General features: G+C 62.6%; 12 protein-coding genes. 9 read left to right on the forward strand and 3 right to left on the reverse strand.

The window, feature by feature from the left end:
* Positions 1-3 precede the first annotated feature (3 nt).
* Both DF286_RS03930 and DF286_RS03935 read right to left on the reverse strand, forming a co-directional pair.
* Entirely contained in the window at positions 4-1,263 is a 1,260-nt protein-coding gene (locus DF286_RS03930) for an O-antigen ligase family protein (protein ID WP_243444844.1), read from the reverse strand.
* Between the two features lie 193 nt (positions 1,264-1,456).
* Positions 1,457-3,403 (reverse strand): polysaccharide biosynthesis protein, encoded by a 1,947-nt coding sequence (locus DF286_RS03935; protein ID WP_109270249.1) that lies wholly within the window; start codon positions 3,401-3,403, stop codon positions 1,457-1,459.
* 859 nt (positions 3,404-4,262) lie between these two features.
* Between DF286_RS03935 and cysD the strand changes: the two genes are divergently transcribed.
* From cysD to DF286_RS03955, 4 genes are read left to right on the forward strand one after another with little or no spacing between them, the layout of a single operon-like run.
* Positions 4,263-5,192: a sulfate adenylyltransferase subunit CysD gene (gene cysD / locus DF286_RS03940; RefSeq protein WP_243444708.1), complete on the forward strand. Its 930-nt coding sequence runs from the start codon at positions 4,263-4,265 to the stop codon at positions 5,190-5,192.
* Complete coding sequence (gene cysN, locus DF286_RS03945) at positions 5,192-7,093, forward strand: sulfate adenylyltransferase subunit CysN (protein ID WP_109270251.1); 1,902 nt, start codon at positions 5,192-5,194, stop codon at positions 7,091-7,093. Before cysD ends, cysN begins: the two co-directional genes overlap by 1 nt.
* Positions 7,090-7,815: a 3'(2'),5'-bisphosphate nucleotidase CysQ gene (locus tag DF286_RS03950; RefSeq protein WP_109270252.1), complete on the forward strand. Its 726-nt coding sequence runs from the start codon at positions 7,090-7,092 to the stop codon at positions 7,813-7,815. Before cysN ends, DF286_RS03950 begins: the two co-directional genes overlap by 4 nt.
* A 22-nt stretch (positions 7,816-7,837) precedes the next feature.
* Complete coding sequence (locus DF286_RS03955; protein ID WP_109270253.1) at positions 7,838-8,917, forward strand: mannose-1-phosphate guanylyltransferase/mannose-6-phosphate isomerase; 1,080 nt, start codon at positions 7,838-7,840, stop codon at positions 8,915-8,917.
* Here the strand turns inward: DF286_RS03955 and DF286_RS03960 are convergent.
* The gene (locus tag DF286_RS03960; RefSeq protein ID WP_243444709.1) at positions 8,914-9,675 is read right to left on the reverse strand and encodes a class I mannose-6-phosphate isomerase; all 762 of its coding nucleotides are present in this window, start codon (positions 9,673-9,675) and stop codon (positions 8,914-8,916) included. The genes DF286_RS03955 and DF286_RS03960 overlap by 4 nt on opposite strands.
* A gap of 274 nt (positions 9,676-9,949) precedes the next feature.
* On the opposite strand from DF286_RS03960, the gene DF286_RS03965 reads away from it, so the two are divergent.
* The 5 genes from DF286_RS03965 to DF286_RS03985 all read left to right on the forward strand — a co-directional run bounded on the left by DF286_RS03965 (position 9,950) and on the right by DF286_RS03985 (position 13,951).
* Positions 9,950-10,144 (forward strand): hypothetical protein, encoded by a 195-nt coding sequence (locus DF286_RS03965; RefSeq protein WP_146193556.1) that lies wholly within the window; start codon positions 9,950-9,952, stop codon positions 10,142-10,144.
* A 684-nt stretch (positions 10,145-10,828) separates the two neighbouring features.
* Positions 10,829-11,329, forward strand: a complete 501-nt coding sequence (locus DF286_RS03970; RefSeq protein ID WP_158274619.1) for a helix-turn-helix transcriptional regulator — start codon at positions 10,829-10,831, stop codon at positions 11,327-11,329.
* Positions 11,330-11,622: 293 nt separating this feature from the next.
* Positions 11,623-12,192, forward strand: coding sequence for a hypothetical protein (locus DF286_RS03975; RefSeq protein ID WP_109270257.1), 570 nt, complete (start codon positions 11,623-11,625; stop codon positions 12,190-12,192).
* Positions 12,192-12,824, forward strand: coding sequence for a hypothetical protein (locus DF286_RS03980; RefSeq protein WP_109270258.1), 633 nt, complete (start codon positions 12,192-12,194; stop codon positions 12,822-12,824). Before DF286_RS03975 ends, DF286_RS03980 begins: the two co-directional genes overlap by 1 nt.
* A 56-nt stretch (positions 12,825-12,880) precedes the next feature.
* Positions 12,881-13,951 (forward strand): hypothetical protein, encoded by a 1,071-nt coding sequence (locus DF286_RS03985; RefSeq protein WP_109270259.1) that lies wholly within the window; start codon positions 12,881-12,883, stop codon positions 13,949-13,951.
* The last annotated feature ends 141 nt before the right edge of the window (positions 13,952-14,092 follow it).

Below are 14,092 nucleotides of genomic sequence, written 5' to 3' on the forward strand. Positions count from 1 at the left end.
TTCCTAAGCTCGAGAGTCCACTGAACACTTCGTCATCCGAAGAGCGGCCCCACCACGTATAGGATGCTTAGGCCCGAATGACATCCATATCATGGATAAGCCGAAAACAGCTGAGATCGAAGGCACACGCAAGGGATAGTCAACAATACTTGCGAGTCCAAGAATCAGGATGATCGTTGCACCGAGACGAGCAAAGAGAACGGTCCGGGTTGGGTGTCCACCGTTGACTAGGCGGAGCTGGTAGGCACCAGCGCTCCAGAAAGCAATGCCGGTCAGCAGAACAAATATAGAGGGAAGGCCGCCCTCAAGGATGAACTCCAGTAAATCGTTATGCGCGTGATTCACGTACTGCGTTGACAGGAGCTCGAATGGCTCATGAACCTTATAAACGTCGGGAAATGCGCCGAATCCAATTCCCACTGGGAAATAAACCTTTATCATTTCCCAGATTGGTGCGAGCAACTGAATCCGCAGCTCTTCCGTTTCGTCGCTAGCGAGAAGTCGTTGGAGGGACGTTGCTCGCGATGCCATAACCGTCACCCCGATGAGCAGTACTATGGCCGCTCCAGCGATGAAAAGCCAACCATTCCAAGAACGCCTCGACCCCAGCCTTCCTACACCATGCATGGGATTTCCATACAGGAGTGCGCCTGCCACCAATCCAATCATGCCTAGCACCAAGCCAGCCCTCGATCCGGTGACCAGAAGCAACGGCAGAATGAACGTGGCTGCGGCACCACAAAGGAGCGTCGTCAGCCGCACCCTCGAGACTGAAGGGTGATCGATGGATGCATAAACTGCCAACATCGGAAAGAGACAGGCGAGTAGCGCCGCCTGATGATTCCGGTTCGAGAACAGCCCGACAGCCGAACCGTTATTCGTGATTTCGTAGAAATAGAACGGTCCGTTGGAGGGGCCGATTGCCTGTGCCAGCCCGACAATTCCGCTAATGAACCCTAGACCGATCAAGATTGGCAGCAATGCAAACCTCTGCTCCCGATCCAGTCTCGCCACCAGAAGGAGCATGGCAATCGGCACGAGCCAGGCGAACAGGCTGTTCCAAGTGCGATACGGCACGAGACTAATCGGCCTCCATGGCTGCTCAATCCCAGCCAGAGGCGCGGCCATGGCATATAATTCGCGCCCAGGCAGCTTCGTCCATATCGCCGGCGGTAAGGGAATGAGCTGGATGACCATGACTAGAGGCAGCAGCAGGGCCAGCAGCAGCGGAACTCGTATCGCGGCCAACTGCTCTTTGGTCATGCTCAACAGTGAGATCCCGATGCAAAGCGCCGTCAGGGGGCGTAAGATTACCAGCGATTGGATATCGCCTCTCGATCCGCCCCCCATCAGGAAGACGGCAGCGAGAAAGAACACGGTGACCCAAAACGGATAGGAGGCGTGGAAGTGTCTGCTCACGTTTGCCCGGACCGTCAAGACTGCTCTGTGGTTAGGATTATTCCGCCGCCAGCTCGACCGTTACCGACACAGATGCGCGTTGGCTACCCTTATCGGGCCTGTAATCGGGCACGATTTGCCGGAGAAGAGCGACGGCGCCGCTATCGTCCTGCGCCGCAAGCTGCCGCTGGAGTTGATCCAGCCGCACCTCCAGATCTTCCCATGGCATGAAGGTTTCTCTGCTTTTCATGATGAGAGGATGGGAAGTGGGCTCCGGGTCGCCGCTGATCAACAGCTCTTCATAGAGCTTCTCGCCAGGCCTGAGACCGATTTCCAGGAGCTCTATATCCCCATCGGGATTGTCGACGTCGCGAACGCTGAGGCCGGAAAGCTCAATCATGTTCCGGGCCAAATCCCGAATGCGAACGGGATCGCCCATGTCGAGAAGGAACACCTCCCCGCCTTGGGCCATGGCGCCGGCCTGGACGACCAACTGGGCCGCCTCGGGTATTAGCATGAAATAGCGGGTCATCTCACGATGTGTAATGGTGATCGGCCCGCCATCAGCGATTTGGCGCCGGAACAAGGGCACGACTGAACCACTCGAACCGAGAACATTCCCAAACCGGACCATCGAAAATCGTGTGCCGCTGCCACGCGCCGTATGCGCCTGAAGTACCATTTCGGCCAAACGCTTGCTTGCGCCCATGACATTGGTTGGGCGAACAGCCTTGTCGGTGGAGACCAGCACGAAATTCGACACACGATGCTGATGCGCCAATTCGGCCATGATCAGGGTGCCGAACACGTTCACCCGAATTCCTTCCCCGGGATTATGTTCAACCAAAGGCACATGTTTGTAAGCCGCCGCGTGAAATATGATATGCGGGCGCCGGGAGTGCAGGAGCCGGTCCATCCGAGCGCGGTCCAACACGGAACCGAGGTAAGGGAAGATTCCTACCTCGTCCTCGCCTGCTGCTATGCGCCGACGCAGCTCCTCGTTGATTTGGTAGAGCGCGAACTCGCTATTATCGACCAGTATCAGACATTCGGGCGCAAAGGCAAGCACCTGACGGCAGAGCTCGCTCCCAATCGACCCGCCGGCGCCGGTGACGAGCACCACCTTTCCACGGATATTTTTCTCGAGAAGGCCGTGATTCGGCTCGACGGCTCCTCGCCCTAGCAAGTCTTCAATATCCAGGTCGTGTAGATCGCTCACCTGGACTTTACCCCGCGCAAGATCCATAACTCCTGGCAAGGATTGGACCTTCACCGGCAAGGGCTGCAGCGCCTCTATGATCGCGGCGCGTCGACGACGACCCGCCGAAGGGATAGCCAGCATGATATGAGTAATCGAGCGCCGCTCCACCAAGTCGGGCACTTGGTCGATTGCATATACCGGGAATGCGTCGATCGTCCTGCCCACCAGCTCCGGATTGTCGTCTATATAGCCAATAACAATCATCTCACGCGCGGATCGGATGGCAGAGACCAGCTGACGCCCTGCCATTCCCGCGCCATAGACGAGAACACGAGAGCCATTCGGCATCTGGCAATCATGGCGCCGGAAGATCTCACTCCCCAGCAACCGACCACCGACGAGCAGCAGAAACAGGATCATCGGCAGCAGCAAGCCGACGGTTCTTGGAACGCCGTCTATGCCCCAGAGCGTGTAAACGGTAGAGTAGGGAATGGCGAATATCGCGCACGCCCGGCCAATCCGAACGACAGCCGCCGAGCCGATGTGTCGGAACACAGCCTTATAGCAGCCCACCATCGCCAACGTCGGAACGCTCATGAGCACGGCGACTAGGGTAGCGACTGCGACAGCAGGCGTGATCCGAGGGATGTGCCCAACACGCAGGTAAACCGAAAGCAACATCGACATTACACATGCGGTGCAGTCGAAGCCGACGACGATCAGTATTTTCCAATGGCGAGGAAGCACCCGCAATCGATCTATTAGCGAAGTCGTGCCCTGATCCGGCAGCTGCTGCTCATTCATAATTGCTGGCCCACTGGGGCTCTATCCCCTTACATTGACCGCCCTGATAGCTTTGCGACACAGTCTGTCAAAGCCCGATCATGTGTTTCTCTCTAAATCCCAGCCTGGCTAGCTCTGCAGACCCGCACATGGTGACCCTACAGTGATGGTTTTTTGCCACACGCCGCCGGCCATCTGCATCATGCTCCGGCCGCCGCGCAAGCGGGAGCAGACCTCCGATAAAGTCTCCGGACTCCGGGTTTTCGTAGGGGGAAATCTCTTGTTCAGAAGTGGGCTCGGAGCAGGAGGCGCCTGGGACAGTGAGGAAGGCAATGACGTCTGCGATCAGTGCGGCGTCAACGGCCACTTGGCGGCTGGCTTCTTCCGGCCAGGGCGATATTAGGTTGCGCGCCCCAATAAAGCCTCGACAATGCCGACCGGATGCCGCGTCAAAGGCCGCAAACGCGCCGCAATCGAGGTGCTGGTATCGCCATGAAAGAGGAATGCTGCCAACGGCTATCATCAGCGAGCGCCAAGGCGACAGGCGCCATCTTGATCGCCTCCGGCCTCGTTCCGAAAACGCTCAGGACCTTCACTATCCGATGCCGCCCCTCGCCCGCTGGCAAGGGTGTAGCAGCCAATGATGAAGAATTAACTTATCGACATCACCCGCCGGTTTCGATGGGATGCGGTCCTCCTGGTGAACGGGACGGGAGCTATGCTACTGTCAAGGCTTGTGGCAGCCACCCGGCTGCACACGAGGTCCGGCCATCTCTTCACGTCTTCTGGTCAGAGGAAACACGATCATTTATCCTGTTGGTTCGACCCTAGCGCGGGCTGCGGTGAGCATATGCCCGGGCCGACCCTTGGAGCGGAAGGCTTGAAGGCAGAGACGTTCACGACCTCTCCCAGCAGCGGTCTCACCCATCTCCATCGGCTGGAGGCGGAGAGCGTCCATATCTTTCGCGAGGTGGTCGCCGAGGCGGCGCGGCCGGTGATGCTTTATTCCGTCGGCAAGGACAGCGCGGTCATGCTGCATCTTGCCCGCAAGGCTTTCTATCCGGCCCCGCCGCCCTTTCCGATGCTCCATGTCGACACGACCTGGAAATTCCGGGCCATGTACGAGATGCGCGACTGCATGGCGCGCGAAGCGGGCATGGAGCTTATCGTCCATCGCAATCCCGAGGCCGAAACCCAGGGCATCAACCCGTTCGATCATGGGCCGCTCCATACCGACATGTGGAAGACGGAAGGCCTCAAACAGGCGCTCGACCGACATGGCTTCGACGCGGCCTTCGGCGGTGCGCGACGGGACGAGGAGAAGAGCCGCGCCAAGGAGCGGATCTTCTCCTTCCGCTCCGCCAACCACCGCTGGGACCCGAAAAATCAGCGGCCGGAGCTTTGGCGCCTCTACAATGCCCGCAAATCCAAGGGCGAGAGCATCCGCGTGTTCCCGCTCTCCAACTGGACCGAGCTCGACGTCTGGGAATATATCCATCTGGAGAACATCCCGATCGTGCCGCTCTATTTCGCCGCGCCCCGTCCGACCGTCGAGCGAGACGGCCTCATCCTCATGGTGGACGATGAACGCTTCCGCTTGAAAGACGGCGAGGAGCCGGTGACCCGATCGATCCGATTCCGGACGCTCGGCTGCTATCCCCTTACCGGCGCCATCGAGAGCAGCGCCGCAACCCTTCCCGAGATCATCCGCGAGATGCTGCTCGCCACGACCTCGGAGCGACAGGGGCGCGCCATCGACAAGGATGAGGACGCCGGCATGGAGAAGAAGAAGCAGGAGGGCTATTTCTGATGACCCTTAAGCTTCAGGGGACGACGGATCTGATCGATCTGGACATCGGCGCCTATCTGGAACGGCACAGGCGCAAGAGCCTGCTCCGCTTCATCACCTGCGGCAGCGTCGACGACGGCAAGTCGACGCTGATTGGCCGGCTTCTCTACGATTCCCGGATGATCTTCGAGGACCAGCTCGCTGCCCTCGAGGCGGATTCCCGGCGGCATGGGACGCAGGGTCAGGAGATCGATTTCGCCCTTCTCGTCGACGGCCTTGCCGCGGAACGCGAGCAGGGCATCACCATCGACGTCGCCTATCGCTTTTTCGCCACCGACAAGCGCAAGTTCATCGTCGCCGATACGCCCGGCCACGAGCAATATACGCGCAACATGGTGACGGGCGCCTCCACCGCCGAGCTCGCCGTCATCCTCATCGACGCGCGCAAGGGCGTGCTGACGCAGACGCGGCGGCACAGCTATCTCGCCAGCCTCCTCGGCATCCGCAACGTCGTGCTGGCCGTGAACAAGATGGACCTGGTCGATTATGACCGGGCCCGGTTCGAAGAGATCGTCGCCGACTACCGCGCCTTCGCGAAAGAGATAGGCATCGACCCGTTCGTGGCCATCCCCGTGTCGGGCCTCAGGGGCGACAATGTCACCGCCCTATCCAATGCGATGCCATGGTACGACGGCCCCGCCCTCCTCGATCATCTCGAAACGGTTCCGCTTGACCAGGACGCGCTTCGCTCCGCGCCTTTTCGCATGACCGTGCAATGGGTGAACCGACCCAACCATGAGTTCCGCGGCTTCAGCGGCCTGGTCGCCAGCGGCACGGCGCGACCGGGCGACGCGGTACGCCTTGTTCCTTCCGGTCGCACGTCGACGATCGGCCGTATCGTCACCATGGACGGCGATCTTAATTGCGCCGTCGCCGGCCAGTCGGTCACCCTCACCCTGGCGGATGAGCTGGACTGCTCACGCGGCGACCTGATCGCGGCCGCCGACGCTCCGCCCGAGATCGCCGATCAGTTCGAGGCGACCCTCGTCTGGCTTGGAGAGGAGCCGCTGCTCCCCGGCCGCGCCTATTGGCTGAAGATCGGCGCGGCGACGGTGACAGCCTCGGTCAACGAGCTCAAGCATGAGGTGAACGTCAATACACTCGAGCGGCGCGCGGCGAAGACGCTGTCGCTGAACGGCATCGGCGTCGCCACCCTCTCCACCGACCGTCCGCTCCCCTTCGCACCCTATGGGGAGAACCACGATCTTGGCGGTTTCATCCTCATCGACCGCCTGACCAACGCCACCGTCGGCGCCGGCATGATCCATTTCGCGCTGAGGCGCGCGCACAACATCCATTGGCAGCATCTCGAGGTCGATCGGGCGGCCCATGCCCGCCTCAAGAACCAGGAGCCGCGCGTGCTGTGGTTCACCGGCCTCTCCGGTGCCGGCAAGTCCACCATCGCCAATCTGGTCGAGAAGAAGCTGCACGGCCTTGGACGGCACACCTTCCTGCTCGACGGCGACAATGTCCGCCACGGCCTCAACAAGGATCTGGGCTTCACCGACGTCGACCGCGTCGAGAATATCCGCCGTGTCGGCGAAGTGGCGAAGCTCATGAGCGATGCCGGCCTCATCGTGCTGTGCGCCTTCATCTCGCCTTTCCGCGCGGAACGCCGCATGGTGCGCGAGATGATGAAGGAAGGGGAGTTCATGGAGATATTCGTCGACACCCCGCTCGCCGACGCGGAAAGGCGCGACGAAAAGGGCCTCTACAAAAAGGCCCGCCGCGGCCAGCTCAGCAACTTCACCGGCATCGACAGTCCCTACGAGCCGCCCGAGCAGGCTGAGATAAGGATCGACACGACCCGTCTGTCCGCGGAGCAGGCGGCGGACCTCATCGTCGACAGGCTGCTCGCATGACCGATGCGGAGCTCGCCGCCGTGCTGGCGAAGTCGACGGGCGAGATCCTGCTGGCGATCCGGAAGGCCGGCCTGCTGCACGGGCGCTCGCTCGGCATCGCCGGCGACAGGATCGCCAACCATTATATTCTCGACGCCCTGCGCGCCCAGCGTCCCCATGACGGCATCCTCTCCGAAGAGAGCGTCGACACCCCGGAACGCCTGACCCACAAGCGTGTCTGGATCATCGACCCGCTCGACGGCACCCGGGAATATTGCGAAGGCCGCGCCGATTGGGCGGTCCATATCGCGCTCAGCATCAACGGCGAACCAGCCGTCGGGGCCGTCGCCCTGCCCGCGCAAGGCGTCCTCTTCCGATCGGACGCACCTCCCGCCGTGCCGCAGGCGCCGTCGGGGCCGCTGCGCCTTCTCGTCAGTCGCACCCGCCCGCCGGTCGAGGCCGACCGGGTCGCGGCGGCGCTCGAGGCGGAGCTGGTGCCGATGGGTTCGGCGGGGGCCAAGGCGATGGCGGTCCTGCTCGGCACCGGCGACGTCTATCTACACGCCGGCGGCCAATATGAGTGGGACAATTGCGCGCCCGCCGCCGTCGCGCTTTCGGCCGGCCTCAACGCCACCCGCCTCGACGGGGCGCCGCTCGAATATAACCGGCCCGACCCGCGCCTGCCGGACCTGCTGATCTGCCCGCCGGAGCTGGCGGGGCCGGTGCAGGCGGCGCTGGCATGACCGGCAAGGGGAGCGGTGGGCCGTGGCGAGTGCGCTGATTCATCCGGTGATCCTGTGCGGCGGCGCCGGACAGCGCTTATGGCCGCTTTCCAGCCCGGAACAGCCGAAGCCGCTGCTGCCCCTGGTCGGCAACAAGAGCATGCTCCAGCTTACCGCCGACCGGGTGAGCGACCGCACGCGCTACGCCGCACCGATTGTCGTTTGCGGCACTCTGCATGCGCGGCAGGTCGAGAATCAGCTTGTCGAGGCGGGCGCCGCACCGGCGACGATGATCGTCGAGCCGGCCAGCCGCAATACGGCACCGGCGATCGCGCTCGCCGCGGCCAGCGTCGCGCCAGAGACGGCGCTGCTGGTAATGCCCAGCGACCATCTCGTGGAACGGGCAGAGCCTTTCCGGCGGGCCGTGGACCTCGCCCTTCCCGCCGCCCTCGATGGCCGGATCGTCACCTTCGGCATCGAGCCGACACGGCCGGAAAACGGCTATGGCTATATTCGGATCGGCGAGAGGCTGTCCGAGGGCGTGCATGTTGTGGACGCCTTCGTCGAGAAGCCGGAGCTGGAACGGGCGACAGCCTATCTGGCTGAAGGCGGATATTCGTGGAATGCGGGCATCTTCCTGTTCCGCGCTGGCGACTATCTCGCCGCGCTGGCGCGCCACGCGCCTGCGATAGCGGTGGCCGCCCAAAGCTCGCTTGAGCTTGCCCGGAAGGACGGCATCCATATCCGCCCCGACCCCGAAGCCTTCGGCGCCTCCCCTTCCCTCTCGATCGACTATGCCGTCATCGAGAAGACCGAGCGCGCGGCCGTGGTCCCGGTCGAGATGGGCTGGTCCGATATCGGCAGCTGGGATGCGGTCTATGAGTTCAGCGGCAAGGATGCTGAGGGGAATGCCCTCTCCGGCGACGTCCTGGCGCTCGGCACGGAAGGCTCGTTGATCCATTCCGACGGACCGACTGTCGCCGCCATTGGAGTCCGGGACCTGCTGATCCTGGTCAGCGATGGGTCCGTTCTCGTCCTGCCGCGCGGCGAGAGCCAGAGGGTAAGGGAAATCGCCGACCTCCTGGCCAAGCGCTCCCCTGACGCGAACCCCGGCTCGCGCTAGCCGATCAGCCCCGGAACATGGCGCCCCGCTTCATAGGCGACCAGGATGTCGCCCTGGCCAACATCCACCCCGGCGCGCCCGTCCGCTATCCAGACATGCCCCGCCCGGAACGGCTTACCGTCGATGTCGCCGCCGTCGGCCAGCGGAATGATCCAGACCGGCATGGCCTTGCTCGCCTCCAGCAGGCCGCTCGCTCCGTGGCTCCAGCGTTCGACGACGAAAGCGCCTCCATCGATCAGGACGGCACGCCCGCCGCCCAGGTCGCGGCCGGTGCCCAAAGGCTTGAACGGGGCCGGGTTGGCCACCGCCACGGCTTGGTCGAGGTGGAGTTCCCGCTCGCGGCCATAGTCGTATAGCCTGTAGGTCGCGTCGACATTCTGCTGCACTTCGATTAGCACGAGGCCAGCTCCCAACGCGTGAACGGTGCCGGCCGGCGAATAGTAGAAGTCGCCCGCCGCGGCCGGCCGCCAGTCGACGAGATCCATGATCGACCCATCCACCGCCGCCTGGCGCAGCGCGGCCCGCGAGATGCTGTTCGTGAGGCCGAGCCCGAGCACGGCATCCTCCTCCGCCTGGGTGATGAACCAAGCCTCGTCCTTGCCCCCGGAATGGCCGGCTTTCCGGCCAGCCTCTTCCCCCGGATGAACCTGGATCGACAGCCGCTCGGAGGTGAAGAGATATTTGACGAGCAGCGGCCGGTGCGGAACGGGGCCGTCCTCGAACCAGATTTCGCCGATCGGCTGCGTCCCCTCTGCCATTGACGCGAAGCATGCCGGCAGATCAGGGCGACCCCAGGGCTTTTGAACGGCACGGCGAGTCAAACGCTTGGCGTTCATGTCTCTCCCACGCCCCCTGTCATGTCGACCATCCGAGCCGATATATCCGCAAGCTGCAAATTGGCCACCAACTCCATAAAATCGGCGCGCCGTTCGGACGTGCGGGTGGATGCCCATTGACGCGGGTGCGGGCTTTCGCACTATAACCCCTGTCGCTGCCAAGCGAGCGTAAGTTAAATAAACAAGGGGCTGGACTATGCCGATGTACCGATTCAGCCGCATCGGATCGGATCGCAAGAACAATCGCGTTCGTGAATTTGGCTTCTTCAACGATGACGGCGCCCTACAGCATGCGCGACGACTCCAACGCTCCGAGGTGATCGAAGTCTGGCAGCAGGACCGGCTGGTCGGGCGCCTGGAACCGGAACTCTTTTCCGCCGCCAACGACTAAGATCTACAAGTCTCAACCCAGCCTGGAGCATCTCGCGCCTGTCCTTCGCGCGAAGCGCGTTGCGGGACGCGACGTCGATCGCCCAAAACCTGGGGCCGGGGCACAGAATATTGTCTAGAATAGCCGCTTTCGGCATGTGAAACGGCCTCCTCTCCTTAGTATCTGATGACTTCTTGTCGTTGAGCTTGCCCTTCTGGCCAGGCAGTGACTATCTCCTGAAAATCGTCCGGCTTATAGGCCATTGAACTCTCAACGAACTCAGCCGTTTCCATGAGGCTGTTTCCAGACTCTCCACCGTGTCTCGCCCAATTTTTTCGTCTGAGCGCAAGTCTGTTGCCTCGGTTGCCAGTCGATCGCGTTAACAGCCCGGGACAGGCGCCTATTCCTCCTGCCTCTGGATTGTGGTAACCTGTTCACTTCGGCCAACATTCTGACCGACGTTCAATTTGTAGCTTAGCTTGCAAGTGCGCCTTGGCTGAATCGCTCGGGTGGGAGGACGTTGCTATGGCCAATCGAAGGATTTTCTTTGGAGCAGGATCAGACGCTGGCATCGCAGACGATTGGACGATTACCGCTGTTCATTCGCCGCCAGCCGCGCAGTCCGACCATGACCGGATCCTGGAGTCGATCGCTCCGGAAGACTGGCTCAGATGCTGGAGCGCTCTCGACGATCGGGCGCGGCTCGTGATCGACGAAACGCGGACACTGATTTGCGCCGACAAGCGGGGGCGGACGGTTTTGAAGCCGGGCGGCGGGCTGAGGCTGCGCGATAGTCGAGTGGAACCTGCCAACGCCGATGATCTTCCGGCGTTCGAAGAGCTGATCGAGTCCAGGACCGGGCTGGAGTCCCTGGGTCTGAAAGGAAGCCATGGCGGGCACCTCATTGTCCAGGCCTCCAAGATCTGCGAACGCCAAGGCAAGACGCTCATCGGACTTGCCATCCGGATCGTCGGCCGCGGCTTCAGCCCCCGCTGGGCCGATCTCAAGCAGGCCTTTCACCTCACCAAGGCAGAAAATCAGGTTGTGAGGTCCCTGCTGGCCGGCCTGAGCGCGGAGCAGATCGCGGAGGCCCACGGCCTGTCGCTCGACACGATCAGGACCCATATCCGCCATGCCTATGACAAGCTCAATGTCTCGTCGCGCGATCAGATGTGGCACCGGCTGGCGCCATACCGCCTGAACTGAAATTGCTCCCATCCCTTGGCGCTCGTCACCGGCTCTCAAGGAGAGCCGGGCGGCTGCAGCGCTGCGGCAGCAGCGCGTCTGCAATGGCTTTGATGACGGCTCGCAAACTCACTATGGCCCGCCATTAAACTTGCCTCACCACAAATTGTGACGCGACTCGGCCAAATCACCGATACAGTTCCAAATGTAAGCGTCAGGACCATTTCACATCAGACCGTAATAATGCGGGAGTCCGCAAGGGCTTTCGACAATGGCTGTTATTGTCCTGATGCATGAAAAACAGGGAGGACGTCGTGGGGATCATCCTTCTCCGTTCGATGCTGCGTGCCCGGTCCGCGGGCGGCCGTTCGCTGTTCGTGCTGAGCTCGACCTTGGCCGCGCTGCTGGTCGTCACCCCGGCACATGCGCAGGGGGCGAAGGATGACAAGTCCTCCGGCCAGACAACTGTAGCGCCTCCGGGATCGATCACCATCGAGCGCGACGTCCCGCACCGCAACATGGCCAAGGCCTATGAGCCGGGCATCGTGACTTTTGCCAGGACGGATCCTGGCGTGGAAGCCTTCACGGACCAGATCGACGAGCTCATTCCGATCAGCGACGTCGAAAGCGCGACCATGGGGGCCGACCTTCCGTTCGACACCACTTTGTCCTCGGCGGCGCGCACGATCGACGTGACGCTCAACGCATCTCTTTCCGGGGCGCTGACACGGGGCGCTGCGGACCCGCAGTTCGCGCCGGGAAGCGCCTTCGGTGAGGCCATGGGCGGGGCCACGGGCGCCCTCACCGGCGTCGTCGACGCCGGCATGGGCGCCCTTGAGGGCGCGATGGCGCCGCTGGCGAACCTGCCGGGCGGGGGCCACTGATGCCGGACCACCACCTTCCGACGGCGGCATCGCTGCGCCGTCTCACCTTGTTGTCGGCGGCGGCATTCGCCACGCTCGCTCTCCCCCGCGAGGCGGTGCTCGCTCAACCGGAGAATTCCGCGATCATCGGCGGCCAAGACCATCAAGGCTCCGCCGGGAACATCGGAGTTAACGCAGCCGCCGGCAACAACAACCAGCAGGCCAATGGCGCCGCCATCGCTCTTGGCGGCACCGGCATCGCGACCGGCGTCCTCATTCAGCGTCTGGACGAGACCTCCAGGGGCCGGGGCGGCCGGGTCACGTCGCTGATCGAAGGCGGCGCGTTCGCCAACAGCAGCGGCCGCATCGCCGTCAACGTCGCCAGCGGCTCTGACAATCAACAGGCCAATCTGGCGCTTATCGCATTGGGATCCGAGGGGCAGGTCGCGACCGAAACCGCGCTCAGTCAGACCCGCGCCTCGCAACAGCCGATCGGCGAGCTTGCCGAGACCGCGCCGCCCGCGGCCGTGACCGGGATCAGCCCGGGCGCATTCGAGGGCAGCAGCGGACTCGTGCAGGTGAACCTTGTCGGGGGCGAAAGGAACACTTCCGCCAACGTTTTCGCGCTCTCCATCCAGGGCGGCGCGAATTAGCGGGGCCGGAAGGGCCCGTTCATTAGGGAGAAGAGAAAATGCGCAAGGTATGGCTAATGACAGGCATCGCCACGGCTGCCGTGGCGTTCACCTCAGCGGCAAATGCTCAACTGGACAACGGCAGAGTCGACATCAACTACGCTAACAACATTGACACCAGTGTGGTGACGGATGTCGCCTTCACCAAGGACGTGACGCTTGCGGGCGAAATCGAGCTCGACGGCGACATCGACGTCAACAGCGCCGCGGTCGCCGTGGTCGACAACAAGCAGCTGCTGATCGAAAATGCCGTCACCTTCCGCGAGGAAACCCAGACGGGTGGTTTCAGCGAAACCGTCGATGAGAACAGCCAAGGTGAGCTGAATGACGGCAACCCCGACACCGAGGGCGGCGTCTCCGGCACCATCGACGACGACGCCGACTATTTCGGCGATCTCGACGACGACAATGACGGCGTCGCGGACAATGGCGAATCCGATGTCGGCCACTTCTCGCCGATCATCAACGTCGTCGGCGACCTCGCTGTCACCAATGGCGACGGCAATGCCGGCGTCAACGCCGCTGCCGGTTACTACAACCAGCAGGAGAATGTCGCGGCGATCGCGGCCTCCGATTTCGACGCCTCCGACGCCGAGGAAGATTCGGGCGGCATGGCCGAAGCGTCGATAACGGCGGCTCAAGGCTCGCTCGGCAACTATTACGGCCCGAACCTCGAGGACACCAACGAGGACGAGGAGACGTTCGATCCGGACAACGACTTCCGCGACCGCAACATTGCCGGCTCGCCGAATATCGGCGGCAACACCGGTAATCTCGGCGTCAACGTGGCGGCCGGTGCCTTCAACCAGCAGAAGAACGCGCTTGCCATCGCGTCTGCGTCGAACGCCTCCATGGCCGAGGCCAGCGCCGCGGTGATCCAGGCCAGCCTGGGCAACACGGTCATGGCGGTCGACAGCCAGAACCTCACCGGAACGGCGACGATCACCAACAATACCGGCAACCTCGGCGTTAACCTGGCGGCCGGCGTCGGCAACCAGCAGATCAACTCGCTGGCCATCGCCTTCTCCTCTGGCGGCGGTGACAACGGCAACGGCGGAAACGGCGGAAACGGCGGCGGACCGCAGTAAAGCGCCCGCCCCACTAGAGGGAAGCCGTGCCCCCCCTCCGGCTTCCCTCACTCTTTTTCAGGGATGACCTTATGCGGATCAGCGAGACCTTTTCTCGTTCCAGGCCTCGGCTCGTGTCGGCGACCGCTCTGTTGCTTGCGT

Origin of the sequence: Sphingosinicella humi, assembly GCF_003129465.1 — a bacterium.
GTDB classification, from domain to species: domain Bacteria; phylum Pseudomonadota; class Alphaproteobacteria; order Sphingomonadales; family Sphingomonadaceae; genus Allosphingosinicella; species Allosphingosinicella humi.

Coding starts and splice junctions, on each gene's coding strand:
- DF286_RS03930 (WP_243444844.1), bottom strand. CDS start 1,263: ATGACCAAAGAGCAGTTGGCCGCGATACGAGTTCCGCTGCTGCTGGCC.
- DF286_RS03935 (WP_109270249.1), bottom strand. CDS start 3,403: ATGAATGAGCAGCAGCTGCCGGATCAGGGCACGACTTCGCTAATAGAT.
- cysN (WP_109270251.1), top strand. CDS start 5,192: ATGACCCTTAAGCTTCAGGGGACGACGGATCTGATCGATCTGGACATC.
- DF286_RS03950 (WP_109270252.1), top strand. CDS start 7,090: ATGACCGATGCGGAGCTCGCCGCCGTGCTGGCGAAGTCGACGGGCGAG.
- DF286_RS03960 (WP_243444709.1), bottom strand. CDS start 9,675: ATGGCAGAGGGGACGCAGCCGATCGGCGAAATCTGGTTCGAGGACGGC.
- DF286_RS03965 (WP_146193556.1), top strand. CDS start 9,950: ATGCCGATGTACCGATTCAGCCGCATCGGATCGGATCGCAAGAACAAT.
- DF286_RS03980 (WP_109270258.1), top strand. CDS start 12,192: ATGCCGGACCACCACCTTCCGACGGCGGCATCGCTGCGCCGTCTCACC.
- DF286_RS03985 (WP_109270259.1), top strand. CDS start 12,881: ATGACAGGCATCGCCACGGCTGCCGTGGCGTTCACCTCAGCGGCAAAT.